This window comes from Flavobacterium sp. GW823-FHT04A11 (assembly GCF_058796535.1).
Genome location: NZ_CM179503.1, coordinates 2,692,369 through 2,717,904 on the forward strand (window position 1 = coordinate 2,692,369; position 25,536 = coordinate 2,717,904).

Below are 25,536 nucleotides of genomic sequence, written 5' to 3' on the forward strand. Positions count from 1 at the left end.
ATTCATAACACATTATGGTTTTAGAATAGACGGATTAAGGAAAGTTTGATGTGTTTTTTTTTGTGAGTTATTATTTACTTTTTATTAATAAAGTGACTTATTTATAAAATAAATCTTATATATTTGAATTTGATACTTAAAACCAAAAATATGAAGATGAAAAAAATTAAAAACCATGTGAGAGTAGTTACGTCATTTTGTATTGCATTTTTAATGTTTAATTGCCAAAATGATGAAAATTCAGTAGTTGAATTAAAAAGTAAAATTCAAACAGTAAAGATTGATGATGCAAGGGAATTTATATCACATTCAAAAAACAATCTTTTTTCAAAATCATCAAAAAATGAATTTGAAAATATTGAGTTTGATAAAATTACACAAGAAAAAATAAATGGCAGCGATCAGTTATTAACTGTAATTCCTTTGGAAACAAAGAGTAATCTGGAAAGTGATAGAATTTTGTTATTAAAAATTGATAACGAAATTAAAAGCGTTATTTTTAGTATGCATTCTGATGAGGATGCAGTTACAGAAAGTTTTTCAGGAAAGATATTCATTTATTCTCTTGAGGGATCCTTTTTGAATGGTTACAGAGCAGAGAATGGCATTATAGTAAGTCAATTTGTAAAAAGTAATACAAAACCATCCTTAACTTCAAAGCAAGAGGCTGAAGCATTAAAAGAAGTAATTGTCCAAAATAATACACATGGCGTAAAGTATGTAAATTATTTTGATTTTGAAGCAATATGGGGAAATGGTGGTTCCAGTGGTGCAGGAGGTGGACAAGGAATGTCTTGGGATGCAGGAATGGGAGATGGAGGTTCTGGTATAACAGCACCAAAGCCTATGCAAATTATTGATGCTCTGACAGGAAAAGCAAAATGTCTTAATGAATTGCTAAATAAAAAAGGGAATTCATTTGTACAGGCATTATTAGTTAATTTTGCTGGTAAAAACTCGGAATTTAATATTAACATAGTTTCTAAGGATAAGGTTACTAATTTAAATACTAATGGAACTCTTAAAGAGGTTAACGGAAAAACAATTCATTTACCAGGAAGCACATTAATAACGATAGAAATTAGTACTTCTAAAGCAAATGAAAATGCTTCTTTAGATGTGGCAAGAACCATTTTACATGAGTACATACATGCTGACATCTTTAGAAAGTTATATACAACATCTACTGAGATTGGTAACAAATCGACAGATTTTAAAAAAACGTATGATGCATATGAGAATCAACATGGTGCTATTGCAGGACTATATCTTAATAGTATGAAAGAGGCTTTAAAAGAATTTCATAAAAATTCCCTTACTGACGACTATAATAAATATATCAATTATTTTGGAGAAGCACCTAATGATGCTTTTTATGAAGCTTTGGCTTGGGGTGGTTTAAAAGATAATGATGTAAAAGCTTGGACAGATTTACCAACAGCAAAGAAAACAGAAATAGAAAATTTAGCAAAAAGAGTTCCTCTGTTAAGCAAAACAGTTCCATGTCCTAATTAATAATATAAAGCATTAACCTATGAAAATATTAACAGCTATATTATCGCTCTTTTTTTTGAATTCTTTAAAAGCACAAGAAAAATTGAATGACACACTTTTTTTTAAGTATGATCAAAAATATATAAATACATATAAGGAAATGCCTGGTCATTTTTATTTGTATGATAGTGGTGGAGGTAATAATGGATCTTTTTTTTTTACTGAAAGAGAAGTAAAAAGCAATTTAAATCCTAAAAAGATTTTATCACTTAAAAAGTTTGTTCGCTCTTCAGATTGTTATAAAAAGAAAAAATTGAAAGATGAAAAACTTGCTGCTTTTTTTAGTAAGTATATTGTTTTTTTAGTTAAAAATGTCGACAATAAAGAGGAATTTATTCAAGTAGAATCAAGTTTTGAAATTGAATAAAAGTAATTAAGGTTAGAACATTCTTATGTTCTTGACAATTGTAATTAGTAATAAAGAAGTCTGTTCTGTTAACGAGCAGGCTTCCTAATTTGTTTCTACTTTTATAAATTTAAGAAGCTGATCTATTCCATTTATATAATTTTAAATATGAAAACAGCTATTCTTATTTTAATTTCTTTAGTTTCGAACTTTATAAAGGCTCAGGAAAAATCAAAAGACACTCTTTTTTTTACTTATGATAAAGAATACATTACAACACACGTAAAAATTCCAAATCATTTTTATATAAAAGATGGTAGTGGTATTAGTATTGGTAATTTTTACTTTACTAAAGTTAAAACACTACAAAGCCAAAATGCAAAATCAAAAGAAATATGTCTTGAAAAATTCGTGCATACATCTAAATTTTATGATGAAAATAGAAAACTAAAATTAAATGATTATGCTCTTTGGGAATATCTTAAAGATTATGTTTTGGTTTTAGTACAAAATGTGCAGGGTAAAAAGAAATATATTGAAGTAGAAGCAAGTTTTGAAATTGAATAAAGATCAATTGAGGTTTAAGATATTCTTATGTTCTTGACAATGGTAATTATTAATAAAGAAGTCTGTTTTGTTAAGAAACAGACTTCTTGTTTTCAATATAAATTAAGTCACTAATCTATTCTTCATAACTTTAAATGAAAAAAAGAGTTATTCCTATTATACTGTCTTTATTTTCAGCCTTTATAAAAGCTCAGGAAAAAATAAAAGATACGAGCTTTTTCACTTAGTTCTGCAAGAAATTACGGAGACAATGATCAAACTGTTTTAGAAATAGATATTAATTGATATACTGTGTATGCACGAGCGGGACGCTCGCGCCAGCGAACGAATATATGATTACATAATTTTAAGAACGTAAATCAACAATCTCCTCCACATAACTCAAATACTCAAATTCATCCAAAGGAATCATTTGAACAACAGTTTCAAGAATCAAACTCACGTTTATAGATTCATGTTTCATTTCTTCAATTTTATGCATATCGTGATCGAGTGCCAGAATGCATAATTTGAGCATATCGGTAATAACACAACCGAGTTCTAAATAGTTGACAACCTTAAACTGAACGGCATAACTATTTTTGTTATTTGTTGGTTTTAGAGTTGTAAAATATTGGGCGGTTAATTTTTTAAGTCTTGCTAATTTTTCGATTTCATTGGTTTCCATAAGGCGCGTATTTTTAATTTGTATCTTGTTGATTGTTTTTATAATTAGATTTCTATAAATTTATTATAATAAAAATCTTACTTTTGTTTAACACGGCGAAGGAAGGAATAGATTGTTCTGTACCAAATCATTTTGAGTCGTGTCGTACAGCGATAAATATGTTTTTTACGGATTACGAGTTATAACACTTAATTATTATCTTTGAATTATGAGCACACTTACAAAACCAAATCATATAGGGCGAAAAATAAGCCGTATTCGTGAACTTCGTGATATGAAACAGGAAGCTTTGGCGCAAGCTTTAGGAACAAACCAACAAGCAATTTCGGCTATAGAAAATAGCGAAACGATCGATGAAGCAAAACTTATTGAAGTCGCAAAAGCGCTTGGTGTAACGGTGGAAGCAATTAAGAATTTTTCAGAAGAATTGGCAATTAATTATTTTAATACTTTTACCGATACAAAAGACAGTCAAATGAATTTTGGAAACGGAAATGGACATAATTGTAATTTCAATCCATTAGATAAATTAATGGAAACTGTAGAAGAAAATAAAAAACTTTACGAACGTTTACTTCAGTCGGAAAAGGATAAAATTGAATATTTAGAAAAATTACTCAAAGAGAAATAAGATTCCTAAAAATGAAAAAGCATCAGCCATTAGCTGATGCTTTTAATTTGAGGCAAACAACGATTAACGACGAAATGCAGGACTTTCGTTAACAGACTCGTCTAACACAACTGTTTTTACCTTTTTTGTTGATACTGTAATCTTGTGTTTTACTACTTTACCATTTTCGTTCAATTGTAGGTAGTAAGTTCCAGCTGGATAAGCCTCTAAACTTAAAGTTTTTGAAATCTCTAAATTGTCTTCATCAGAAGATGGAACTCCTGCATACAACAAAGTATTGTTTTCATCTAAAATTGAAAAATTTGCTTTTTCAACGGTGTTTAGGGCAAAGCTAACTACTTTTCCATTTCCGGTTTTTATATACAAGATATAATCCCCTTTTCCGTCAATTGCATAAGTAAAGATAGTTGTTAAAAATACGGCTACAACTAGGGCCATTTTGGTAAAATTTGTCATGTTTTTTTAAAATTAATTATTAATCGTGGATGTGTAAAACTACAAATACAAATTGAATTTTGTGCAAAAAAATCTATTTTTTCAAGACTTAAGTTGCTGAATTAAAACTCTTTCTGTGCTTTGTTTGAACTATGTACGTATTTGTTGGGCTCTTGGATGTTCCGGATTTAATTTTTTTATTAACAGTTTAAAGTACCTGTATTCATTTATTAAGAATAATTTTTCAAAAAAGTTAACGGTTTCTTTTTTTGGAAAAATTTGGGCATAAAAAAACAGCCCACTTACCACAATGAGCTGTCTTCAAACAATAAAATTGACTAATTATAAATTTCAGAATTGTAGTCTGGAATTATAAATTTTTTAGCGAGCTGCTACGCTGGATTCTTTAGCAGCAAAACCTGCTTTGTAAACTGATGAAACTGCTTTTGATGATAAAACCGTAGTCCCGTCATTAACTGTAATTTCATGTCTCACTTTTTTTACATTATCTTCAACTTCTAAGAAGTAAGTTCCCTCAGGAAATTCTTCCAGGCTAAAAGTTCTTAAAATTCCATCTTTGCCAGAAGCACTTTCAGAATAAATAAGAGTTCCATCTGTGTCGTAAATTGCTAAGTTTGCTTTTTGCACTTTATTAAGAGCAAACGTAATTAGCTTTCCGTTTCCTTTTAATACATGAAGATTAAAATCCTCATTCCCGTCGATTGCATAAGTACTCGTTCCTGCAAAAAGTACCGCGCATACTAAACTTAATTTTAAATTTTTCATAGCATTAGTTTTTTGTAATTAATAGTTGTAATTCTCTGATGCTAAATTACTTATGTTGTTCTGTTTTTCTCACAACTCTATTTGCTAATTTCGATGCTGTATTCTCATTTACGAAACCGTTATAGGTTAAAATTTGAATTATATTTATCGTTTTTGTTAATATGGTCATTATTTTCTAACGTTTTGTTTAAAATTATATAATTTAAGTTTGATTTAATTTCTTACAAAAATTTAACCGCAAAGCCGCAACGAAAAGCGCAAAGTTCGCAAAGCTTAATTTTAAACTTTGCGAACTTTGCGTAAACCTTTGCGTCTTTGCGGTAAAATCTCACGTTAAAAAAAGGCATAAAAAAACAGGCCAATAACCACAAAGACCTGTTTCAAAACAATCACGTTTTTACTTTACTAACTATCTAACCTCATTTTTATACTGTATGTAGAGTATAAACTTTTTTAGCGTACTGCTACGCTTGTATTTTTATCTGTTGATTTATAAACCGCAGAAACTGCTTTTGAAGATAAAGTAGCGATTGTATTGTTTACCACAATTTCGTATCTCACTTTTTTAGCATTATCTTCAACTTCAAGGAAATAAGTTCCGTCAGGGAAATCCTGTAAACTGAAAGTTCTTAAGATTCCGTCTTTTCCGGAAGCAGTTTCAGAGTAGAACTCGTTACCGTCCTGATCATATATAGCCAATTTCGCTTTTTGAACCTGGTTAAGACCAAACGTTATTAATTTTCCATTTTTTAACACATGAAGGTTAAAATCTGCATTTCCATCAATTGCATAAGTACTCATTCCTGAAAGAAGCACTGCGCATACTAAACTTAATTTTAAATTTTTCATAGCATTAGTTTTTTAAATTAATAGTTCTAATTCTCTGATGTAAAATTACTTTAGTATTACAATTTATATCACAACTCTATTTGCCAATTTCGATGCTGTATTCTCATTTACGAAACCGTTATAGGTTAAAATTTGAATTATATTTATCGTTTTTGTTAATATGGTTATTATTTTCTAACGTTTTATTTGGGTTAAGGTAATGTAAAATTATTTCTGTTTCTTACAAAAATTTTACCGCAAAGACGCAAAGGTTTACGGAAAGTTCGCAAAACCAATTATTGGAACTTTGCGAACTTTGCGTTTTATTTCTTTGCGTCTTTGCGGTAAAAAAAACTTTGCGGTAAAACTTTTTACGTTAAAATAAGGCACAAAAAAAACAGGTCAATAACCACAAAGACCTGTTTCAAAACATTACTGTTTTTTACTTTACTAACTATCTAACCTCATTTTTATACTATAAAAGTATAAACTCTTTTAGCGTACTGCTACGCTAGTATTTTTATCTGATGATTTGTATACTGCAGAAATTGCTTTTGGAGATAAAGTTGTAACATCATTGTTTACAACAATTTCGTATCTCACTTTTTTAGTATTATCTTCAACTTCCAAGAAGTAAGTTCCGTTAGGGAAATCCTGTAAACTGAAAGTTCTTAAAATTCCATCTTTACCTGAAGCATTTTCAGAATAGAATAAAGTACCATCCTGATCGTATATTGCTAAACTTGCTTTTTGTAATTGGTTTAAACCGAAAGTAATTACTTTTCCGTTTTTCAAAACATGAAGATTAAAATCCTCTTTTCCATCAATTGCATAAGTACTGATTCCTGATAAAAGTACTGCGCATACTAAACTTAATTTTATAATCTTTTTCATTACTGTCTTTACTTTAAATTTTTAGTTCATTTCTGTGATGTAAAATTACTTCATATATCCTTTTTATGCACAACTATATTTTCCAATTTATATGCTATATTCTCATTTACGAAACCGTTATAGGTTAAAATTTGAATTATTTGAGGTGTTTTTGTTAATTCAGCTATTATTTTTCAAACTTTTTCGTTTGTTAACGATTTTTCTAAAAGTCTAAAATTCTTACAATAATAAGGTATGTGTATAAAAAGTGGTAATTAAATACGATATATTAAAAAAATCACGGATAAAAATATGGGTAGTTAAAAAAATGAGGAAATGTGCTCATTTCTGTGTTTTTAAAAAACATGATTTTGATGCAATATTCGCAGTTACGAAACCGTTATAGGTTAAAATATGAATTATTGTAGGTGTTTTTGTTAAATTTGCTATTATTTTTTAAAGACTTTATCATGAAGACAATCGCCCCGGCCCTAGAAGTGATTTCTCCCTCATACGGAAGTTCTTTTACTTACACGAAACATGCTGAAAAGACGAACGTTAAGTCTCATTTGTGGCATTACCATCCCGAAATTGAATTGGTTTATATCAATGGCGGCGCAGGAAAAAGACAAATAGGAAGCCATGTTTCTTATTATACAAACGGAAGTTTGATTCTGATAGGTTCTAATTTACCCCATTGTGGTTTTACAAACGAACAAACCGGAAATGTAAACGAAACTGTAATTCATATAAAACCTGAATTTTTAGGAAGTGAATTTTTTGCAGCGCCGGAAATGAGAAAGGTTCAAAATATCCTGAGCCAGTCAAAAGGCGGAATCGCTTTTGGCGGAGAAACCAAAAAGAGAATAGGAGAGAAGATCGAGAAGATGGAAAACCAGCTTCCGTTCGAACGTTTGATGACGCTTTTGAATATTTTAGATGAATTAGAATCATCAGAAGAATATACCATATTAAATGCTGATGGTTTTGCGATGGAACTAAATGCGCAGGACAGCGACCGAATCAACGTGGTTTTTAATTACGTAAAAGATCATTTTCAGGAATCTATCGCTATAGACGAGGTTTCGAGTTTGGTGAGTATGACAACGCCTTCGTTTTGCCGATATTTCAAAAAAATATCCAACAAAACCTTTACGGAATTTGTTAACGAATATCGTTTGGTTCACGCCTCAAAACTTCTGGCCGAAAAACCAATCACAATCAACGAAGTCTGCTACGAAAGCGGATTCAATAATTTTAGCCACTTTAGTAAATCATTCAAACAATACACAGGCAAAAGTGCTTCGCAATATCGTAACGAGCACAAGATTATTATAAAATAAAGTTTTACTGCTTAAAGTTTAGCCACAGATTAAAAATTTAAAGATTTTTTTCTGTGGTTTTTTTTTGCCACGAATTTTACAAATTTTCACTAATTAATCTGTAGAAAATAATAAACTTAATTTTATAATTTTTAAACACATAGAACATAGATTTAAAATTTATAGATAAGGGTTCACTTTTTACTAGACAAAGAAAATCTATGTTTATATGTTAGAAAAATAGACAAAGATTAATTAGCGGAAATTTGTGAAATTCATGGCAAACAATCGGCGCAATGTAATTATGCATATAATCTTTTTAATGCGTGGCAAAAATAAATCTGCTCAATCTGCATAATCTGCGAGAGAAAAAATAATTCGTGAATTCGTGGCAAAAAAACAAAAATTCGTGTCGAACCTTTTTTATACTAATATCGGATTTTTCAGATATTTTATTCGGAAAAAGGTATATTTACAATCCCTAATCAGAAAAAAATATCAATATGAAAAACTTCAAAATCCTTGTATTTACTATATTCCTCTGTGTTTCTTCTATGAGTTACGCTGCAAAAGTAGATACATTACAAATTGCCAGTACAGCAATGAGCAAAACGTATAAAGCTGCAGTTGTATTGCCAAATTCGTATGCAAAAAGCAAATCGGCATTTCCGGTAATGTATTTATTGCATGGTGCTTACGGACATTTTGGCGATTGGTTAAAAAATACGCCGAATAAAAAACTCGTTCAAAGTTTATCAGATCAATACAATATTATTATAGTAATGCCCGAAGGGGAAACCTTTAGTTTTTATCTCGACAGTCCGGTAAACAAAGAAAGTCAGTTTGAAACCTTTATCACGCAGGAAGTAATTCAGAAAGTAGATAAAACATACAGAACCATCGGTAACAGAACCGGAAGAGTCATCACCGGACTTTCTATGGGCGGACACGGCGCTTTGTATTTATCTGCCAAACATCCCGATTTGTTTTGCGCCGCCGGAAGCATGAGCGGAGCCGTTGATATGAGTGTAATGCTCAACAGAGATTCGTCTGCGCAAGTTATAAAACTGATGCAACCTGTTTTTGGAGATAAAAGTGATAGTTCTGAAATGTATGCGCAATATGCCGTGATGAATATGCTCGACAAAATAAAAGCCAACAAATTACCTCTTATTATAGATTGCGGAGTTGATGATTTTTTAATTGAACCCAACAGAGAATTACACCGCAGATTGGTTTACAATAGAGTAGAACACGATTATACCGAAAGACCTGGCGCACATACGTGGGAGTATTGGGAAAATTCACTCCCATATCACGTATTATTTTTCAATAAAATTCTACTTAAAAATCAGGTGGTTGCAAAAAAATAATAATTTTTTTAACAAAGAATGGACTAAATATTTTTTTTGGTTTAATTTTTGAAATACCTTTAATATATAAACCTTAAAAAATAAAAATTATGAAAAAGATATTTATACTCTTCGCAGTTGTTGGATTAGTTGCATTTTCAAGCTGTGAAGGACCAGAAGGGCCTCCAGGGCCAGAAGGGCCAGAAGGACCAGTTGCAGAAGTTTTTGAGTTAAATAAAGTAAATTTTAGTTATAATAATACAGATGGATATAATATTTATCAAAAATTAACTCCAGTAATTTTTAGTTCTGATGTTGTTTTGATTTATAGATTGACTGGAACTATTGATGCAAATACACCAATTTGGCAACAAATTCCAAGAACAGTTTATACATCAAAGGGAGATTTTGATTATGACTTTGATTTTAGTAGAGAAGATTTTACTATTTATGCCGGAGGAAATTATGATTTAGCTTTAACTCCTGAATATATAAATAATCAAACTTTTCGAATTGTAATTGTACCGGGTGCTTTTTCAAACAAATCAGTAAATAAACCTGATTATTCAGATTATAATGCGGTTATCAAAAAATACAATATTGACGACAGTAATGTTAAGAAATTAAACTAATGTTATTGAATTAAATAAAAAAAGGAAATCTTTCGATTTCCTTTTTTTATGTTCTATTGTTTAATAAAAGTATATTTATAACTTCTTGTTACAGTTTGAATGTTAAGAAAATATGGGCCTGAAGTTAAATTTGAAACATCTACAGACACCAGACTCGAACTAATGACTTGATAGCTGTTTGGATTTACTAAATTACCTGCTAAATTTGCTATGCTGATTTGTGCATTCGCTAAATCTACCTTTGTGCTCTCAAGGTTTAAAATTGATATCGCTGGGTTTGGATAAATTAAAACTAATGACCCATTTCTTGCAAGAAAATTAACATTAACAATATTGCTCAAATAATATTGGTTGTTAGAGTAATTATAGGTAATTCTCCTATAAAGTTGTGTTTGACTTTGCAACTGACTGCCACCTCTTGTTGGTTGATCAACATATACAGCTTTGAAATCTTTATTGTTTTCGCTAAAAATATCAGTCCAATTAGTTCCATCATAAGATATTTGCCATTGGAAAGTTGATTCAGCTTGGTTAGGTCCAATAATAAGAGATTCATCTCCAATATATAATGTTTCGGTACAGCATATATTTATTTGATTTACTTGAACTGGCAATATTGTAACTACATTACTAGCCGACGACCTTCTATTATCCGGTGATGAAGTTGATGATGGATTTTCAAGAATTAACCTACGATACTCCGTTCCTGTATTGGTAATTGGTGGGGTATAATTGATTTGAGTTGCACCAGGAATATCATTCCATCCATACAAATTAAAATAGTCTATACCAAAATTAGACCAAAAAAGCGGAAATTTTGTTCTAATTTGCCATTGATAATTACTTAACGGATTTGTAACTGTTTGATTTCTTTGACCCTCTACTTTTACAGTATGACTTTCAGTTGCTTGGTTGCCAATTATAGGTTCAGGTGCTTGTCCTTCTGTCAAATATTGGTTTGAACTTATTTTATTGTCAACATATAAGTCTTCTAAATCTGGAAGGAAATTAACTACTCTTGCTGTTATTTTTGAACTATAGCTTATACTTCCATCTTTATAAGTAGTCTTCTGTTTTAAGGTATTTGGTCCTGCGGTGTATAGTTTCTTATTATTACTAATTCCTTCAAATGGTATGTTGTCATTGATGACCCATTCTTGGGATTGAATTTCTTCATAGCCTCCGTTGTATACGTATTCAGGTAGTAATGGGGTTCCTCCATAAGGAACACTTTGAATTGGGTATTCAGAAGGAGGGATCGGATTAGGAGGAGTAACTGTTCCATTTTTTATAATGGCAATATTTGTACTTTTATAGGCTACACCAGCAAAAGTTTTATATTGGGCGTAAATATATCCTCCAGATGTATTAAAATCGCTGGCATTTAAATAAATAACAAAATTTGCTAAACCTATTTTTCCTCCACCAAAAAATAAAGAACCGCCATTTCCTCCTGTTGGTATAATTGGACCGAGACTAGGGCCTTTTTCGTAGTAAATATTTATTGTTCCATTATTCCCAGGATCAGCTGGCAATTCCACTTTAATCCCTAGTGAAACTGATGAAGTAGTTGTAGATCCTAAATTGATAGATCCCGAACTATAACCTGCTCCATTTACAACAGTTGGAGTAAGAGTAATTTTTTGCCCAACTACAGAAATGTGTAATAAAAGCAGTAAAACGAGGTAAACGTAATTTTTTCTCATGATAAAATTTTAAAATTATAATGAGATAAACATACTTATAAATAAAGTATAAACTTACTTTTAATTGTTAAATTATAAGTTTATTTTTATTTATTTAATAATTGAAAAAGAAAAAGAAAATCGCAAGATTTCCTTTTTTTATAAATATATGTTTCGTAAAAACTATTCCTGATCCAAATCAGTCAATTCTTTTTCTTCACCAAATTTAAGTGAAACCAAAATTCCCACTAAAAGAGAAAGGGCTATAAATCCTAACGAAGCCCATTCCGGAACTTGAATCCATTCGTGTACCAGCATTTTTAATCCTACGAAACTTAAAATAGCGATTAAGCTGTATTCTAAATAACTGAATTTCGCCAGCATATTCGCCAGAAAAAAGTACATCGAACGCAACCCAAGAATCGCAAAAATATTCGAACTAAATACCAAAAATGGATCTGATGTAATGGCCAGAATCGCCGGAACGCTGTCTACGGCAAAAAGCACATCCATAACTTCAATAACAATCAAAGCGACGAATAGAGGAGTAGCGGCTTTTTTTCCTTTTTCGGTTAAAATGAAAAATTTCTCATGCTGCATTTCAGAAGTGATCGGAATAACTTTTCCTAATGTTTTGTATACAAAAGAGTTTTTTGGCTGAAAATCTTCATCATCGCCCGAAAACAACATTTTGATTGCCGTAAATAATAAAAAGGCACCAAATAAATAAGTGGTCCATGTAAATTTATTAATCAGCATAACGCCAAAGAAAATCATTAATCCACGGAAAACCACAGCACCAATAATTCCCCAGAATAAAACACGATGTTGATATTTTTGAGGTATTTTGAAAGAAGCAAAAATAATAGCAATAACAAATATATTGTCTACACTTAAAGAAAGTTCAATTAAATAACCCGTAATAAACTTCATAGAAGCCACGGCAGGTTTTAGTTTGTCAGGATTTGCAATATAATCTGTAGTATAAAGCCAGTAAATCACTCCCGAAAATAAGAATGAAAGTGTAACCCAAATCAGTGTCCATTTACTTGCTTCTTTGGTACTGATAATATGTGGGTTTTTATTGAAAACTCCCAAATCTAAAGCAAGAATAAGTACGACGCCTATTAAAAAGAAAATCCAAACCATTATGATATTTTTTAAATGATTTACAAAGATAAGTTTTGAAGTTTAACTTAAAAATTAATTAGTAAAAATTACCTTAAAATTTCTTGGTTTAAATATTGAAACCTTTGTCAAAGTTTTAAACTTTGACAAAGGTGTGCTCAAAGTTGATATTCTCAATTTTGTCATTCCGAGGAACGAGGAATCTCCGCGAGAAACTCCGCTCCAATAATCGATAATCTTTGTAGAGCTGCTTACGGAGATTGCTTCGCCAGTTCGCTATCACTCGTGTCCTCGTCCTCGGAATGACAAACAATATGAGACAATATTTGAAAATTTCTAAACCCGACAGGTTTTCAAAACCTGTCGGGTTTGTTGTTATAGAATATTTCTAATCTACTCGAATGACAAACTAAACGAAAATATTCTCATGAAAACGATTGCCCTAGCCCCGATAGAAGTGGAAATCCTTTTGTGAAATGAAATGGAGCAAAAGATTGTAACGTATAGCGGGATTAGCTCCTGAAATACATACTCCAATTATAGAAATCAAAATAACAAACTCTACAGCAAAAAAAAAGTGCCATCAAAATTGACGGCACTTTTAAGTATAGTTTTAAGCTTCGAATTACAACGCTGATTTTACAGTTTTGATAATTCTTGCAGCGATTTTGTATGGATCACCGTTTGAAGCTGGTCTTCTGTCTTCTAACCAACCTTTCCATCCTCTTTGAACAGTCATTAAAGGAATTCTGATAGAACATCCTCTGTCTGAAACCCCATAAGAGAAATCGTGAATAGAAGCAGTTTCGTGTTTACCAGTTAAACGTTGCTCGTTGTAAGCTCCGTAAACCGCGATATGCTCAGCAGTAACAGGACGGAAAGCCTCACAAATTCTTTCGTAAGTAGCTTGGTCTCCACAAGTTCTTAACACCTCATTAGAGAAGTTAGCGTGCATTCCAGAACCATTCCAGTCAGTATCTCCAAGTGGTTTAGGGTGGTATTCGATATAGTAACCATATTTTTCAGTCAAACGATCTAAAAGGTAACGAGCAACCCAGATTTCATCTCCGGCTTTTTTAGCACCTTTAGCAAATAATTGGAATTCCCATTGTCCGCAGGCAACCTCTTGGTTAATACCTTCAAAGTTAATTCCGGCAGCGATACATAGATCAGCATGTTCTTCTACTAATTTTCTTCCGTGAGTGTTTTTTCCACCTACAGAGCAGTAGTACATACCTTGTGGAGCAGGATAACCTCCAACAGGGAAACCTAATGGCAATAAAGTTTTAGTGTCCATGATGAAATATTCTTGTTCGAAACCAAACCAGAAATCACCATCGTCATCAATAGTAGCTCTACCGTTAGAAGAGTGTGGAGTACCATCAGCATACATAACTTCAGTCATTACTAACCATCCGTTAATACGAGTTGGATCCGGGTAAATTGCAACAGGAACTAATAAACAGTCAGATGAACCACCTTCGGCTTGTTTTGTTGATGAACCATCAAATGACCAGTTTCCAAGTTCTTCTAATGTTCCTTTGAAATTTTCGTGTTCTTCAACTTTAGTTTTACTTCTAAGATTTTGAGTTGGTTCATATCCATCTAACCAAATGTACTCTAACTTAATTTTAGCCATAATAATATAAATTTATTTTTTTTGTTTTTTTCGCTGGGTCAAATATAGATTTATTTTTTTAGTCCTAAAAATTAGGGGGCTATTTTGTTTATCCGACTATAATTTTTTAGAGAAGCGCAATTTTGATAGGGGTATATTTTGAAAAAAGTAATTTTTAACACCTTTAAAAAATAAATTCGTAAAAATAACGCCTTTTTTTAGGGTTAATAGGTTATGCAATTATGAAAAAATGTTTATTTAATCAATAATACTGCGTTAATTTGTTATATTTCTTTAATTCGGATTCATTATTCTTTGAAAAACGCTTCTTCTGTTGAAAAATTCTCGCGTAAAAATCTAGTATTTATCTTTCAGACAGGGTCTTTAATTGTTTATATTTGTTCTTCTTTTCAGTAAAAATTAATACGAATTTTTAAAAATTATATACATGTCAACATTACGTTTCCAAGCTTTACAAGAAGCTTCTACCAGAAAGCCGGTGCATTTTGAAGAAATTGATAGAAAATCTAACATTTTTGGTTCAAATGTGTTTAATGAGAAAGCGATGAAGCAATATTTAACTTCGGATGCTTTGAAAGGAGTAAGGGATGCGGTTCAACATGGAACTAAAATAGAAAGAAAACTGGCAGATTATATTGCCATGGGAATGAAGGAGTGGGCACTTGCAAAAGGAGTTACACATTATACGCACTGGTTTCAGCCGCTTACTGGAACTACGGCAGAAAAACACGATGCTTTTTTTGAAACATCTTATGATGGAAGCGATGCTGTAGAAAAATTTGGCGGAGCGCAATTAGTTCAGCAAGAACCGGATGCGTCAAGTTTTCCGAATGGCGGAATCAGAAACACCTTCGAAGCCAGAGGTTATACAGCTTGGGATCCAACTTCTCCTGCTTTTATATATGGAACGACTTTATGTATCCCGACAGTTTTTATCGCGTATACTGGTGAAGCATTGGATAATAAAATTCCGTTATTGAGAGCGCTTTCTGCAATGGATGAAGCGGCGACAGAAGTATGTAGATATTTTGATAAAAACGTAAAGAAAGTTACCGCAACTTTAGGTTGGGAACAAGAATATTTTCTGATTGATAAAGCATTGGCAAATTCACGCCCGGATTTAATGATGACCGGAAGAACTTTATTAGGACATACTTCTGCAAAAGGGCAACAGCTTGACGATCATTATTTTGGATCTATTCCAACTCGCGCTCTTACTTATATGAGAGATTTAGAGCAGGAATGTATGTTGTTGGGAATTCCGGTAAAAACGCGTCATAATGAAGTAGCGCCAAATCAATTTGAATTGGCACCCATTTTTGAAGAAACCAATCTTGCTGTAGATCACAACTCTTTATTAATGGATGTGATGCAAAGAGTGGCAGAACGTCATGATTTTAAAGTGTTATTTCACGAAAAACCATTTAAAGGCGTAAACGGATCAGGAAAACACAACAACTGGTCATTGGCAACAGATACTGGAGTTAACTTATTGAGTCCGAGTAAAACGCCAATGAGTAATTTACAGTTTTTGACTTTCTTTATCAATACCATAAAAGCAGTTAACGATTATGAAACTTTACTAAGAGCTTCGATCGCAACAGCAAGTAACGATCACAGACTTGGAGCCAATGAAGCGCCTCCGGCTATTATTTCGGTATTTATTGGAGCACAATTAACCAAAGTTTTATCAGAGTTAGAAAGCGTAACCACCGGAAAATTATCTCCGGAAGAAAAAACAGATTTAAAACTAAATGTAGTTGGAAAAATTCCGGATGTACTTTTAGATAATACAGACAGAAACAGAACGTCTCCTTTTGCCTTTACAGGAAATAAATTTGAGTTCAGAGCCGTTGGTTCAAATGCAAACTGCTCGAACGCGATGACAACTTTGAATGCCATTGTTGCAAAACAATTGAAAGATTTTAAAGTAGAAGTAGACAATTTGATCGAGTCGAAAGACATGAAAAAAGACGATGCTATTTTTAATGTTTTAAGAGAATACATCAAACAATCTAAAAAAATCCTTTTTGAAGGTGACGGATATAGCGATGCGTGGGAAAAAGAAGCAGCAAAAAGAGGGTTAAGTAATTTTAAAACTACTCCCGAAGCAATTAAAGCAAAAGTTTCTAAACAAGCACTTGATTTATTTGACGAATTAGGAATCTTAAACCACGTTGAAGCAGAAGCCCGTTACGAAATTGAACTGGAAGAATACACTAAAAAAATTCAGATAGAAGGACGAGTTTTAGGTGATATTTCAAGAAATCACGTAATTCCGACAGCCATTCGTTACCAAAATACTTTAATAGAAAATGTAAAAGGATTAAAAGAAATCTTCGGAAAAGAATTTGAAACTATTGCAAGAGAACAAATTGTTTTAATCAAAGAAATTTCAGGTCATATCGAAGGTATTAATTCTAAAGTATTGGCAATGACCGATGAAAGAAGAAACGCAAATCATCTAACAGATGCGCAAAAAATGGCCGAAGCTTATTGCAACAAAGTAAAACCATACTTTGAAGACATCAGAAACCATTGCGATAAATTAGAATTATTAGTAGATGACGAAAGCTGGACATTGACAAAATACAGAGAATTGTTATTTACTAAATAATTTTTTTTTGGCCACGAATTACACCAATTTTCACGAATTTATTTATAAAATTTATAAGCAAAAATCATCCGATCAGGATGATTTTTTGCATTAAAAAAAGAATTAGTGAAAATTTGTGCAATTCGTGGCAAACTTTTTTACAATCAAACATCTCAATAAACCAAAGAATTAAAAAAAGGGATTATCTTTGCACCACATCAACACAAACTAATTTTCATGAGTTCAGATTCTAGCAAAAGGTACGCACAAAGAGGTGTTTCGGCATCAAAAGAAGACGTACACAACGCCATAAAAAATATCGACAAAGGTTTATTTCCTCAGGCATTCTGCAAAATTGTTCCTGATTATCTAACACAAGATTCAGAACATTGCTTAATTATGCATGCTGACGGAGCCGGTACAAAATCGTCTTTGGCGTATATGTACTGGAAAGAAACCGGAGATATTTCTGTTTGGAAAGGAATTGCGCAGGATGCCTTAATCATGAATATCGACGATTTATTATGTGTTGGCGCAACCGATAATATTTTGCTTTCCTCAACTATTGGAAGAAATAAAAATTTAATTCCGGCCGAAGTAATTTCAGCAATCATCAACGGAACAGAAGAATTAATCAACGAATTAAAATCTTTTGGCGTAACCATTCATTCAACTGGTGGAGAAACTGCAGATGTTGGAGATGTTGTTCGTACTATTATTGTAGATTCTACCGTAACAGCACGTATGAAACGCAGCGATGTGGTTGATAATGCCAACATCAAAGCCGGAGATGTAATTGTAGGTTTGGCTTCTTTTGGTCAGGCAACTTACGAAAAAAGTTATAACGGCGGAATGGGAAGTAACGGATTAACATCTGCACGTCACGATGTTTTCGGAAAATATTTAGCTAAAAAATATCCTGAAAGTTTTGATGCAGCTGTTCCCGAAGAATTAATTTATTCCGGTCAGGTAAACTTAACGGATGAAGTGGAGAATAGCCCAATAAACGCAGGTCAGCTAGTACTTTCTCCAACTCGTACTTACGCGCCAATTATCAAGAAAATTTTAGATAAATATACGCCAAGCGATATTCACGGAATGGTGCATTGCAGCGGAGGAGCGCAAACTAAAATTTTACATTTCGTTCAGAATTTACACATCATAAAAGATAATTTATTTCCGGTTCCACCATTGTTCAAACTAATTCAGGAACAATCAAAAACGGATTGGAAAGAAATGTATCAGGTTTTCAATTGCGGTCACCGTATGGAAATTTACGTTCCCGAAAACATTGCTCAGGATATTATCGCAATCTCAAAATCATTCAATGTCGATGCACAAATCGTAGGTAGAGTAGAAGCAGCAGATGCTAAGAAACTGACGATTACCAGCGAATACGGAACATTCGAATATTAGTATTTTTTGAGTTACAAAGGTTCAAAGGTTTTATACTGGAGTTTCGACAGAACTTTTTTATTAACAATTAGCTTTTTTAGGAGCTAATCCCGCTATCCGTTACAATCTTTTGTGCCGAACCCCGGCACAAAAGGATTTTCACTACTATCGGGGCTAAAAACATCAGCTATGTACGAATTACTTTTTTGGAGATATTTAGATGAAATTTATTTAAATCATCACGAAGTTTACGAAGCACTTATAGAGAAAGAAACAGTTGAAGGTCTCGAAACACTTCCTGTAGAAGTAATCATAAATCGTATTAATTCTGTTTTCTCAAAATGGGAAAGAGTCGATGAAAACAGCTGGAAAAATAACGATGGAAAAGGCGCTTTTCAGGTGATTACAACTCCGCAAAGCATCAAAATCGACTGCTACGGAACCGAAGGAAAAACCATGAATCAATTGGTAGATTTAATGGCAGAATTCAAATGTCCGCTTTACGATCCGCAGGTTCCGGAACGTTATGATGAAATGAGTGAGTAGTTTTTCTCTTTAAATAACTTTGTGAATCTTTGAGTATTTTTCGTGAATCTCTGCGAAATAGTTATAACACAAAGTTGCACAAAGATTTCACAGAGACACACAAAGAATAAAATATGAGCACAATATTAAATTTCAGTTTCTCAGATAATATTATCCTTGAAGACGATCTTGTTTTATTGCGTCCTTTGCAGGAATCGGATGTCGATAATTTATTAGAAATCTCGATCAACGAACCGGAAACCTGGAAATATTCCTTAGTTGGTGCAGACGGAAAAGAAAACCTGATCCAATATATTCAATCAGCAGTAAAGAACCGTGAGGAGAAAAGAGAATTCCCGTTTATTGTTTTCGATAAAAAATCTCAAAAATTCGCTGGTTCAACACGTTTTTATGATATTCAGCTTGAATATAAAACCCTTCAATTAGGCTACACTTGGTACGGATCAGCTTTTAGAGGAACCGGACTTAACAAACATTGCAAATATTTATTACTTCAATTTGCTTTTGAAACTTTAGGAATGGAGCGAGTAGAATTCCGTGCCGATAATAATAACGACCGAAGCATCGCCGCAATGAAAAGCATAGGCTGTAAAATCGAAGGAGTTTTAAGAAGTCACATGCCTACTAGAAATGGCGATATTCGTCGCGATTCTATTGTTTTGAGTATTCTAAAAAATGAATGGTTTGACGAAGTAAAAGAAAATCTAAAACGCAAACTTTAAAAAGAGCCGTTAGGCTCGACCCACATTGTAGGGCCGGATTTTAATCCGGTTTACGCAAAGGGAATAATTAAAATAATTTTCATTTTTTGGAATTTAATCCCGAACTATCCATCTTTCAATATTAAATCCTGTTCTTTTCTAATTTTTGCAACCAGATTATCAACGTAATTTTTTATTTTTTGAGGAAGCGAATTCCAGTTTTTGTCTTTCTTAAAACTTCTGCAATCGTCTAAATCACATTCTATTGCCCGAATCACATATTTTTGATTTTTATAAACCGTGATAATTTTTACGCGACTTATTTCATTATGTTCATTTCTTGTTCCGTACACAATTACAGGCTCAATATAACCATCGCCATCAAGATCTTTTGTACTACAATATTTTGTCCAGAACCAGATATTAGTTTCTTGCGGTTCTGTAATTTCAAGCAAATCATTTATTCTCCATTTTTCAAGAAAACCGCCATGATCGTTCATGCCGCAAATCGCCTGAATCTTAGTGTTGAGAGTATCTTTTTTTGAAATCTTTTTTTGATTTTCACACAAAACCAATTCAAAAACGCCGCCTTTATCCTGATATTCATACGCCTTGTAAATTGGAAAATCCGACAAACCATTCAGTTCGCGTTGTTTTATTTGTTCTTTATCTAAAACAGAACCGGCTATTTTTTGTGAAAAACCAAAGGCTGAATATAAAAGGAACAGGAATAAAATTAGTTTTTTCATAAGGCATATAAATTTATAGATCAAAGATATTCAAAAGCTTTTCAGTTTAAGATTTTTTAAAACTCCATTTTTATTGTAATTTTCTAACGTGAAATTGAATTGATTCAGTTTTACAAATAATTTTTAAATACGCATCAATGAATATTGTAAACACAAAACGCCTTTTTTTTGGATTATTAGTGCTGTTATTTAGTTTTTCGGCTAAAATAAACGCACAAAAGAAAATAGAAAACCTCAAAAATCTAATTCAATATGTTGACCCAATGATTGGTACAGCCAAAATGGGACATACTTATCCGGGAGCAACGGTGCCGTTTGGGAGCGTACAGTTAAGCCCTGAAACCGATACAATTGCTTATGGTTTAAACGGAAAATACAATGGAGAAGTTTACAAATATTGTGCTGGATATCAATATGAAGATAAAACAATTGTAGGTTTTAGCCACACGCATTTTAGCGGAACAGGACATTCTGATCTTGGTGATTTTTTGATAATGCCAACAACGGGAAAACTGCAATTAAATCCCGGTGTAGCTTCAAAACCATTATCAGGTTATCGATCTGCGTTTTCACATTCAACAGAAAAAGCAGAACCTGCATATTACAGCGTTCTTCTTGAAGATCATAATATTAAGGCAGAACTTACGGCAACGACACGCGTAGGAATGCATCAATATACATTTCCAAAATCAGATGAAGCGCATATTATTCTGGATCTAACTTCCGGAATTTATAATTATGATAAAAAGAATGTCTGGACATTTGTTCGCGTTGAGAACGATACTTTAATTACAGGATATCGCCAGACAAATGGCTGGGCAAGAACCAGAACCGTTTATTTTGCCATGTCTTTTAGCAAACCTATTAAAAGCTACGGACAAGCAGCGCAGGAAAAAAGTGTGTACAGAGGTTTTTGGGGAAGATTTGATCAAACGAAAAACTTTCCGGAAATGGCAGGACAGAACTTAAAATTGTTTTTTGATTTTAATACGAATGAAGGAGAAAAAATCAAAATTAAAATGGCACTTTCTCCTGTAAGTTCTGCAGGTGCATTAGAAAATATGAAAAAAGAAGTTCCAAGTTGGGATTTCGAAAAAGTAAAAAAACAAAGTCAGGAAATCTGGAACAAGGAATTAAATAAAATTCAAGTTGAAACTATCCAAAAAGAAGATTTGGTAAACTTTTATACCGCAATGTATCACGCTTTTTTAGGTCCAACAGAATACATGGATTTAGACGGAAATTATAAAGGTCTGGATATGAATGTTCATAAGGCAGAAAACTTTAAAAACTATACTAGTTATTCTCTTTGGGATACTTACAGGGCGTTGCATCCTTTATTTAATATTGTACAACCTGCCAGAAACTCAGATATGATAAGTTCGATGCTGGCACATTCAGACCAAAGTGTGCATAAAATGTTGCCAATCTGGTCACATTATGCCAATGAAAACTGGTGTATGATTGGGTATCATTCGGTTTCTGTAGTAGCTGATGCCATTGTAAAAGGCAATACCAACTTTGATCCTGAAAAAGCACTTCAGGCTTGTGTTAATACTGCTAAAGTTCCGTATTACGATGGTTTAGAATATTATATGAAAATGGGATATGTTCCCGAGGACAAAAACGGTTCTTCAGTTTCTAAAACCTTAGAATATGCTTATGATGACTGGGCGATTGCTCAGGCTGCAAAGAAGTTAGGCAAAACCGAAATTTACAATGAATTTATCGAAAGATCTAAAAACTACAAAAACGTTTATGATGAGAAAACGGGTTTTATGCGTCCTAAATTAAATGACGGAACTTTCAAGAAAGAATTTGATCCGTTAGACACACACGGACAAGGTTTTATCGAAGGAAATTCATGGAATTACAGTTTGTATGTTCCGCAGGATCCGGCAGAAATGATTAAAATGATGGGCGGAAATGATAAATTTAATGTTCGCTTAGATTCGTTATTCAACATGCATTTACCGGACAAATATTTTGAAAACACAGAAGACATTACAAGAGACGGAATCATCGGAAATTATGTTCACGGAAACGAGCCTTCACATCACGTTGTTTATTTATACAATTGGACAAATTCGCCTTGGAAAGCACAGGACAAAATCAGAATGATCCTGAAAAAAATGTATCGCAACGGCGCTGACGGTTTAGGCGGAAATGACGATTTCGGACAAATGAGTGCCTGGTATATTTTCAGTAGTTTAGGATTTTATCCTGTTGCACCAGGATTTGATGAATATGCATTGGGAAGTCCGTTAGTTAAAAAAGCTATTTTTAATTTAGAAAATGGTAAAACTTTTGAAGTAGAAACGGTAAATCAATCAGATAAAAATGTGTTTGTGAGCAAGGTACTTTTAAATGGAAAACAATTAGACAAACCTTTCCTGAAACATACTGATGTGATTAATGGCGGAAAAATTACTTTTTATATGAGTAATAAACCGAATAAGAAGAATTATCAAAATTAAAAGATTGCCCACGGATTGAGCGGATGAAATGGATTTACGCGGTTTTTTTATTGATTCATAACAAGAGTTCGTTGCCACGAATTACACTAATTTACACTAATTAAATTTGTGATAATTTGTGTAATTCGTGGCGAAAAAAAACATACAAACAAAAAAGCCAAACATAATGTAGTTTGTAAAAACTTCCCGAAATTTGCACTTCAAATAAAGACAAATAAATATGAAAATAAATCTAAAATCAGGAATTGATAAATTGCTTTTCGGAATGAAGCAAAACGATGTAACGGCAGCTTTAGGAAAACCTGATAAAAATTATAAAGACGAAGATGATAATGTGATTTTTGTTTATAACTCACATAAAATCAGATTGACATTTTATGAAGAAGAAGATTTAAAATTAGGTTATTTAGTAGCTTCAAGCAATGATCTGGAGGTTTTTGGATTCAAATTAATTGGAAGAAAAATTGCTGATGTAAAGAAAGATTTCGCAGCAAAAGGAATTACAAAATATACTCAGGAAACTTTTGATACGTTCGAAAACTACTTTAATGAAGATAATTGGTTTATTCTTCAAACTGAATTTGATGAAGTTGTTAAGTTTGAAGTTGGAGCAATTATTAATGACAAAGACGAGTTTGACTGGAAGTTTCCGGTGAAGAAATAAGGACAAAACAAAAAAACCGACAATCACTTGTCGGTTTTTTTTATGTTCATTAAAAAGAAATTATCCTTTCAACCATGCATTTTTAAGTTTCTCTTTTGAAGCGTCAGTTGCTTTAAAAGTTTCTTTTTCTTCGTATGGTAATTTCACAGTACCTTTTACAGTTTCCTCTTTACCGTTACGTTTTATTTGAAGTGTTATAGGATCATTTTCTTTCCAGTTTTCACTTTCAGTAATCAAATCATAAATGTTAGCCAATGAATATGGTTTGCTGTTTACAGAAACGATAATATCTCCGCCTTTTAAGTTTAATCCTTTAAAGAAAGCATTTGGCTCAACATCAGTACGAACTGAAATTTCTTTCGTTTGTTTATCAATAGAAATATACGGGGTTTGTCCTTTTAAGAAAATTGGTCCGGCTGATTTTTCAGATGATTTTGTTACACCAACTTTTGCCAAATAAAAATCGTAAGGAATTGGAGTTGTTCCGGCAACATATTTATTTAAAAATTCCCCAACTTCAGGATAAGTCAATTCAGTAATTTTTGCAAAAAGTTCGTTATCATTAAATGGCTTTTCAATACCATATTCATTCGCTAATTTATGCATTAGGTCAAGAATTCCTCTTTCTCCATTACTTTTTTCTCTGATAATGATATCAACGCACATTCCAATTAAAGCTCCTTTTTGATAAACGTTTAGGTATTGATCTTTATATGGCTGCTCCAATACATTTTTACTCATAACAGTAAACGACATTGTATCGTTTAAGCCTTTTGCCTGTTCGATTTTATCAGCAATACGAGTGTAAAACTCAGCTTCATCAATTAAACCCTGATTAATTTGAAAAAGGTTTGCAAAATATTCTGTTACACCTTCATACATCCATAAATGCTCAGACATTTGTGGCGCATTGTAATCAAAATACTGAATTTCTTTTGAATGAACCGTTAATGGAGTTACAATGTGGAAAAACTCGTGAGAAACCACATCTTTCATAGTTTCTACTAATTTTTCTTTAGGCATAGATTCCGGTAAAACCACAGTTGTTGCAGTTGGATGCTCTAAAGCTCCAAAGCCATGTGCATCGTCTTTTGCCATAGATGATAAATACACTAAAACCGTATATTTTTTCGTAGAATTTACTTTTCCTAAAAAGTTTTTTTGTGCCGTCATCATCGTTTTCATTTCCGGCGTGATACTTTCTGCAGTAAATTTTCCTGTTGGAGAATAAACAGCAATTAAAATATCCATTCCGTTTACGTTGAAAGTCGTGTAATCAGGCTTAGAATACATAATTGGATTCTCCACCAAAACAGCATAACGCGGTGTTGTAAAAACATCACTTGTTTTGCTTGCATCTTCATCATTCATAGAAGTTGCTCCCCAAAGCGTTTCAGGATGTGTAATCGTAACTTTATACGGAACATCTAATTTATCTTTAAAATACCCAACAAAACCGTGTGTATTTACCATAAAATTAATTCCTGCATTGATGTTAGTTCCCGCTGGCGAGAAAACATCGTCGTTACCAAAACCGGTTCCTTTTTCAGTATCAAAAGTGTCACCAACTAAGTAAGATACTTTTTTTAATGTTTTTGCATTCGAAATAGACCATGAGTTATCGTCGATTCTTTTTACTGTCAGAAGATTTCCTTTGGCATCAAAAGCTTTAAAATCATCTGAATATTTTCCGTAATTATCTGTAGAATAAGTTCCCGGAACTGTTTTAGGAATGCTGTAGATTACTTCATCTGTTTTTATTGCCGGAGGCGTAACTGTTACTAAAACCTTATCGTCTTTTACATCGACAAGATTAATATTAACCTCTACTATATTGCTTTTTGCAGCTCCGGAAGTAGTACCGGTTTTACAGCTCCAAAACGTTACCGCAAGGGCTAATGTGTAAAGTATTTTTTTCATTTGTTTATGTTTAGTTATGTGTATTTGACTTATAAAATGTAAT

23 protein-coding genes are annotated in these 25,536 nt (G+C 32.5%); 13 read left to right on the plus strand and 10 right to left on the minus strand.

Annotation, left to right across the window (positions count from 1 at the left end; genetic code table 11):
- Positions 1-156: 156 nt before the first annotated feature.
- The 3 genes from AC3QL1_RS11515 (at position 157) to AC3QL1_RS11525 (ending at position 2,467) form a co-directional block, all read left to right on the plus strand.
- Complete coding sequence (locus AC3QL1_RS11515; protein ID WP_492491463.1) at positions 157-1,515, plus strand: hypothetical protein; 1,359 nt, start codon at positions 157-159, stop codon at positions 1,513-1,515.
- Between the two features lie 19 nt (positions 1,516-1,534).
- Positions 1,535-1,921, plus strand: a complete 387-nt coding sequence (locus AC3QL1_RS11520) for a hypothetical protein (protein ID WP_492491465.1) — start codon at positions 1,535-1,537, stop codon at positions 1,919-1,921.
- A 147-nt stretch (positions 1,922-2,068) separates the two neighbouring features.
- Entirely contained in the window at positions 2,069-2,467 is a 399-nt protein-coding gene (locus AC3QL1_RS11525) for a hypothetical protein (protein WP_492491466.1), read from the plus strand.
- 346 nt (positions 2,468-2,813) lie between these two features.
- Here AC3QL1_RS11525 and AC3QL1_RS11530 read toward each other — a convergent pair whose 3' ends face one another.
- Positions 2,814-3,134 (minus strand): hypothetical protein, encoded by a 321-nt coding sequence (locus tag AC3QL1_RS11530; RefSeq protein ID WP_492491467.1) that lies wholly within the window; start codon positions 3,132-3,134, stop codon positions 2,814-2,816.
- Between the two features lie 208 nt (positions 3,135-3,342).
- On the opposite strand from AC3QL1_RS11530, the gene AC3QL1_RS11535 reads away from it, so the two are divergent.
- The gene (locus AC3QL1_RS11535) at positions 3,343-3,765 is read left to right on the plus strand and encodes a helix-turn-helix domain-containing protein (RefSeq protein WP_492491469.1); all 423 of its coding nucleotides are present in this window, start codon (positions 3,343-3,345) and stop codon (positions 3,763-3,765) included.
- A gap of 63 nt (positions 3,766-3,828) precedes the next feature.
- Here AC3QL1_RS11535 and AC3QL1_RS11540 read toward each other — a convergent pair whose 3' ends face one another.
- From AC3QL1_RS11540 to AC3QL1_RS11555, 4 genes are all read right to left on the minus strand, one after another.
- Positions 3,829-4,203 (minus strand): secretion protein, encoded by a 375-nt coding sequence (locus tag AC3QL1_RS11540; RefSeq protein WP_492491471.1) that lies wholly within the window; start codon positions 4,201-4,203, stop codon positions 3,829-3,831.
- 378 nt (positions 4,204-4,581) lie between these two features.
- Positions 4,582-4,986, minus strand: coding sequence for a T9SS type A sorting domain-containing protein (locus tag AC3QL1_RS11545; RefSeq protein ID WP_492491473.1), 405 nt, complete (start codon positions 4,984-4,986; stop codon positions 4,582-4,584).
- Positions 4,987-5,439: 453 nt separating this feature from the next.
- On the minus strand, positions 5,440-5,835 hold the full coding sequence (locus tag AC3QL1_RS11550; RefSeq protein WP_492491474.1) for a T9SS type A sorting domain-containing protein: 396 nt from the start codon (positions 5,833-5,835) through the stop codon (positions 5,440-5,442).
- Positions 5,836-6,309: 474 nt separating this feature from the next.
- On the minus strand, positions 6,310-6,708 hold the full coding sequence (locus AC3QL1_RS11555) for a T9SS type A sorting domain-containing protein (RefSeq protein WP_492491476.1): 399 nt from the start codon (positions 6,706-6,708) through the stop codon (positions 6,310-6,312).
- 449 nt (positions 6,709-7,157) lie between these two features.
- Here AC3QL1_RS11555 and AC3QL1_RS11560 point away from each other — a divergent pair, with 449 nt between their 5' ends.
- From AC3QL1_RS11560 to AC3QL1_RS11570, 3 genes are all read left to right on the plus strand, one after another.
- A complete protein-coding gene (locus AC3QL1_RS11560; protein ID WP_492491478.1) occupies positions 7,158-8,030 on the plus strand; it encodes an AraC family transcriptional regulator in 873 nt (290 codons plus the stop codon).
- A 482-nt stretch (positions 8,031-8,512) separates the two neighbouring features.
- Positions 8,513-9,382 (plus strand): alpha/beta hydrolase, encoded by an 870-nt coding sequence (locus AC3QL1_RS11565; RefSeq protein ID WP_492491480.1) that lies wholly within the window; start codon positions 8,513-8,515, stop codon positions 9,380-9,382.
- Positions 9,383-9,471: 89 nt separating this feature from the next.
- Positions 9,472-9,993, plus strand: a complete 522-nt coding sequence (locus AC3QL1_RS11570) for a hypothetical protein (RefSeq protein WP_492491482.1) — start codon at positions 9,472-9,474, stop codon at positions 9,991-9,993.
- A gap of 53 nt (positions 9,994-10,046) precedes the next feature.
- On the opposite strand, the gene AC3QL1_RS11575 is transcribed toward AC3QL1_RS11570, so the two are convergent.
- The 3 genes from AC3QL1_RS11575 to AC3QL1_RS11585 form a co-directional block, all read right to left on the minus strand.
- A complete protein-coding gene (locus tag AC3QL1_RS11575; protein ID WP_492491484.1) occupies positions 10,047-11,699 on the minus strand; it encodes a T9SS type A sorting domain-containing protein in 1,653 nt (550 codons plus the stop codon).
- 162 nt (positions 11,700-11,861) lie between these two features.
- Positions 11,862-12,830 carry a TerC family protein gene (locus AC3QL1_RS11580; RefSeq protein WP_492497570.1) on the minus strand — a complete coding sequence of 323 codons (969 nt, stop codon included), beginning with the start codon at positions 12,828-12,830 and terminating at the stop codon, positions 11,862-11,864.
- A gap of 601 nt (positions 12,831-13,431) precedes the next feature.
- Entirely contained in the window at positions 13,432-14,445 is a 1,014-nt protein-coding gene (locus tag AC3QL1_RS11585) for a glutamine synthetase beta-grasp domain-containing protein (RefSeq protein WP_492491486.1), read from the minus strand.
- A 427-nt stretch (positions 14,446-14,872) separates the two neighbouring features.
- Between AC3QL1_RS11585 and AC3QL1_RS11590 the strand changes: the two genes are divergently transcribed.
- From AC3QL1_RS11590 to AC3QL1_RS11605, 4 genes are all read left to right on the plus strand, one after another.
- Entirely contained in the window at positions 14,873-17,062 is a 2,190-nt protein-coding gene (locus AC3QL1_RS11590; RefSeq protein ID WP_492491487.1) for a glutamine synthetase III family protein, read from the plus strand.
- Between the two features lie 216 nt (positions 17,063-17,278).
- Positions 17,279-18,457 (plus strand): AIR synthase related protein, encoded by a 1,179-nt coding sequence (locus AC3QL1_RS11595; RefSeq protein WP_492491489.1) that lies wholly within the window; start codon positions 17,279-17,281, stop codon positions 18,455-18,457.
- Between the two features lie 168 nt (positions 18,458-18,625).
- Positions 18,626-18,982 carry a hypothetical protein gene (locus tag AC3QL1_RS11600; protein ID WP_492491490.1) on the plus strand — a complete coding sequence of 119 codons (357 nt, stop codon included), beginning with the start codon at positions 18,626-18,628 and terminating at the stop codon, positions 18,980-18,982.
- A gap of 113 nt (positions 18,983-19,095) precedes the next feature.
- Positions 19,096-19,704, plus strand: a complete 609-nt coding sequence (locus AC3QL1_RS11605; protein WP_492491492.1) for a GNAT family N-acetyltransferase — start codon at positions 19,096-19,098, stop codon at positions 19,702-19,704.
- A 104-nt stretch (positions 19,705-19,808) separates the two neighbouring features.
- On the opposite strand, the gene AC3QL1_RS11610 is transcribed toward AC3QL1_RS11605, so the two are convergent.
- Positions 19,809-20,432 carry a M949_RS01915 family surface polysaccharide biosynthesis protein gene (locus tag AC3QL1_RS11610; protein WP_492491494.1) on the minus strand — a complete coding sequence of 208 codons (624 nt, stop codon included), beginning with the start codon at positions 20,430-20,432 and terminating at the stop codon, positions 19,809-19,811.
- Between the two features lie 137 nt (positions 20,433-20,569).
- Here AC3QL1_RS11610 and AC3QL1_RS11615 point away from each other — a divergent pair, with 137 nt between their 5' ends.
- Both AC3QL1_RS11615 and AC3QL1_RS11620 read left to right on the plus strand, forming a co-directional pair.
- Positions 20,570-22,909: a GH92 family glycosyl hydrolase gene (locus tag AC3QL1_RS11615; RefSeq protein ID WP_492491496.1), complete on the plus strand. Its 2,340-nt coding sequence runs from the start codon at positions 20,570-20,572 to the stop codon at positions 22,907-22,909.
- Positions 22,910-23,129: 220 nt separating this feature from the next.
- Entirely contained in the window at positions 23,130-23,573 is a 444-nt protein-coding gene (locus AC3QL1_RS11620) for a hypothetical protein (protein WP_492491498.1), read from the plus strand.
- A gap of 60 nt (positions 23,574-23,633) precedes the next feature.
- Here the strand turns inward: AC3QL1_RS11620 and AC3QL1_RS11625 are convergent, their stop codons facing one another.
- Positions 23,634-25,493 carry a M61 family metallopeptidase gene (locus AC3QL1_RS11625; RefSeq protein WP_492491499.1) on the minus strand — a complete coding sequence of 620 codons (1,860 nt, stop codon included), beginning with the start codon at positions 25,491-25,493 and terminating at the stop codon, positions 23,634-23,636.
- Positions 25,494-25,536: the final 43 nt, after the last annotated feature.

Bases quoted from the DNA above. Each gene is read 5' to 3' on its own strand.
- AC3QL1_RS11515 (WP_492491463.1), top strand. From the start codon at position 157: ATGAAAAAAATTAAAAACCATGTGAGAGTAGTTACGTCATTTTGTATT.
- AC3QL1_RS11520 (WP_492491465.1), top strand. From the start codon at position 1,535: ATGAAAATATTAACAGCTATATTATCGCTCTTTTTTTTGAATTCTTTA.
- AC3QL1_RS11525 (WP_492491466.1), top strand. From the start codon at position 2,069: ATGAAAACAGCTATTCTTATTTTAATTTCTTTAGTTTCGAACTTTATA.
- AC3QL1_RS11530 (WP_492491467.1), bottom strand. From the start codon at position 3,134: ATGGAAACCAATGAAATCGAAAAATTAGCAAGACTTAAAAAATTAACC.
- AC3QL1_RS11535 (WP_492491469.1), top strand. From the start codon at position 3,343: ATGAGCACACTTACAAAACCAAATCATATAGGGCGAAAAATAAGCCGT.
- AC3QL1_RS11540 (WP_492491471.1), bottom strand. From the start codon at position 4,203: ATGGCCCTAGTTGTAGCCGTATTTTTAACAACTATCTTTACTTATGCA.
- AC3QL1_RS11545 (WP_492491473.1), bottom strand. From the start codon at position 4,986: ATGAAAAATTTAAAATTAAGTTTAGTATGCGCGGTACTTTTTGCAGGA.
- AC3QL1_RS11550 (WP_492491474.1), bottom strand. From the start codon at position 5,835: ATGAAAAATTTAAAATTAAGTTTAGTATGCGCAGTGCTTCTTTCAGGA.
- AC3QL1_RS11555 (WP_492491476.1), bottom strand. From the start codon at position 6,708: ATGAAAAAGATTATAAAATTAAGTTTAGTATGCGCAGTACTTTTATCA.
- AC3QL1_RS11560 (WP_492491478.1), top strand. From the start codon at position 7,158: ATGAAGACAATCGCCCCGGCCCTAGAAGTGATTTCTCCCTCATACGGA.
- AC3QL1_RS11565 (WP_492491480.1), top strand. From the start codon at position 8,513: ATGAAAAACTTCAAAATCCTTGTATTTACTATATTCCTCTGTGTTTCT.
- AC3QL1_RS11570 (WP_492491482.1), top strand. From the start codon at position 9,472: ATGAAAAAGATATTTATACTCTTCGCAGTTGTTGGATTAGTTGCATTT.
- AC3QL1_RS11575 (WP_492491484.1), bottom strand. From the start codon at position 11,699: ATGAGAAAAAATTACGTTTACCTCGTTTTACTGCTTTTATTACACATT.
- AC3QL1_RS11585 (WP_492491486.1), bottom strand. From the start codon at position 14,445: ATGGCTAAAATTAAGTTAGAGTACATTTGGTTAGATGGATATGAACCA.
- AC3QL1_RS11590 (WP_492491487.1), top strand. From the start codon at position 14,873: ATGTCAACATTACGTTTCCAAGCTTTACAAGAAGCTTCTACCAGAAAG.
- AC3QL1_RS11595 (WP_492491489.1), top strand. From the start codon at position 17,279: ATGAGTTCAGATTCTAGCAAAAGGTACGCACAAAGAGGTGTTTCGGCA.
- AC3QL1_RS11600 (WP_492491490.1), top strand. From the start codon at position 18,626: ATGTACGAATTACTTTTTTGGAGATATTTAGATGAAATTTATTTAAAT.
- AC3QL1_RS11605 (WP_492491492.1), top strand. From the start codon at position 19,096: ATGAGCACAATATTAAATTTCAGTTTCTCAGATAATATTATCCTTGAA.
- AC3QL1_RS11610 (WP_492491494.1), bottom strand. From the start codon at position 20,432: ATGAAAAAACTAATTTTATTCCTGTTCCTTTTATATTCAGCCTTTGGT.
- AC3QL1_RS11615 (WP_492491496.1), top strand. From the start codon at position 20,570: ATGAATATTGTAAACACAAAACGCCTTTTTTTTGGATTATTAGTGCTG.
- AC3QL1_RS11620 (WP_492491498.1), top strand. From the start codon at position 23,130: ATGAAAATAAATCTAAAATCAGGAATTGATAAATTGCTTTTCGGAATG.
- AC3QL1_RS11625 (WP_492491499.1), bottom strand. From the start codon at position 25,493: ATGAAAAAAATACTTTACACATTAGCCCTTGCGGTAACGTTTTGGAGC.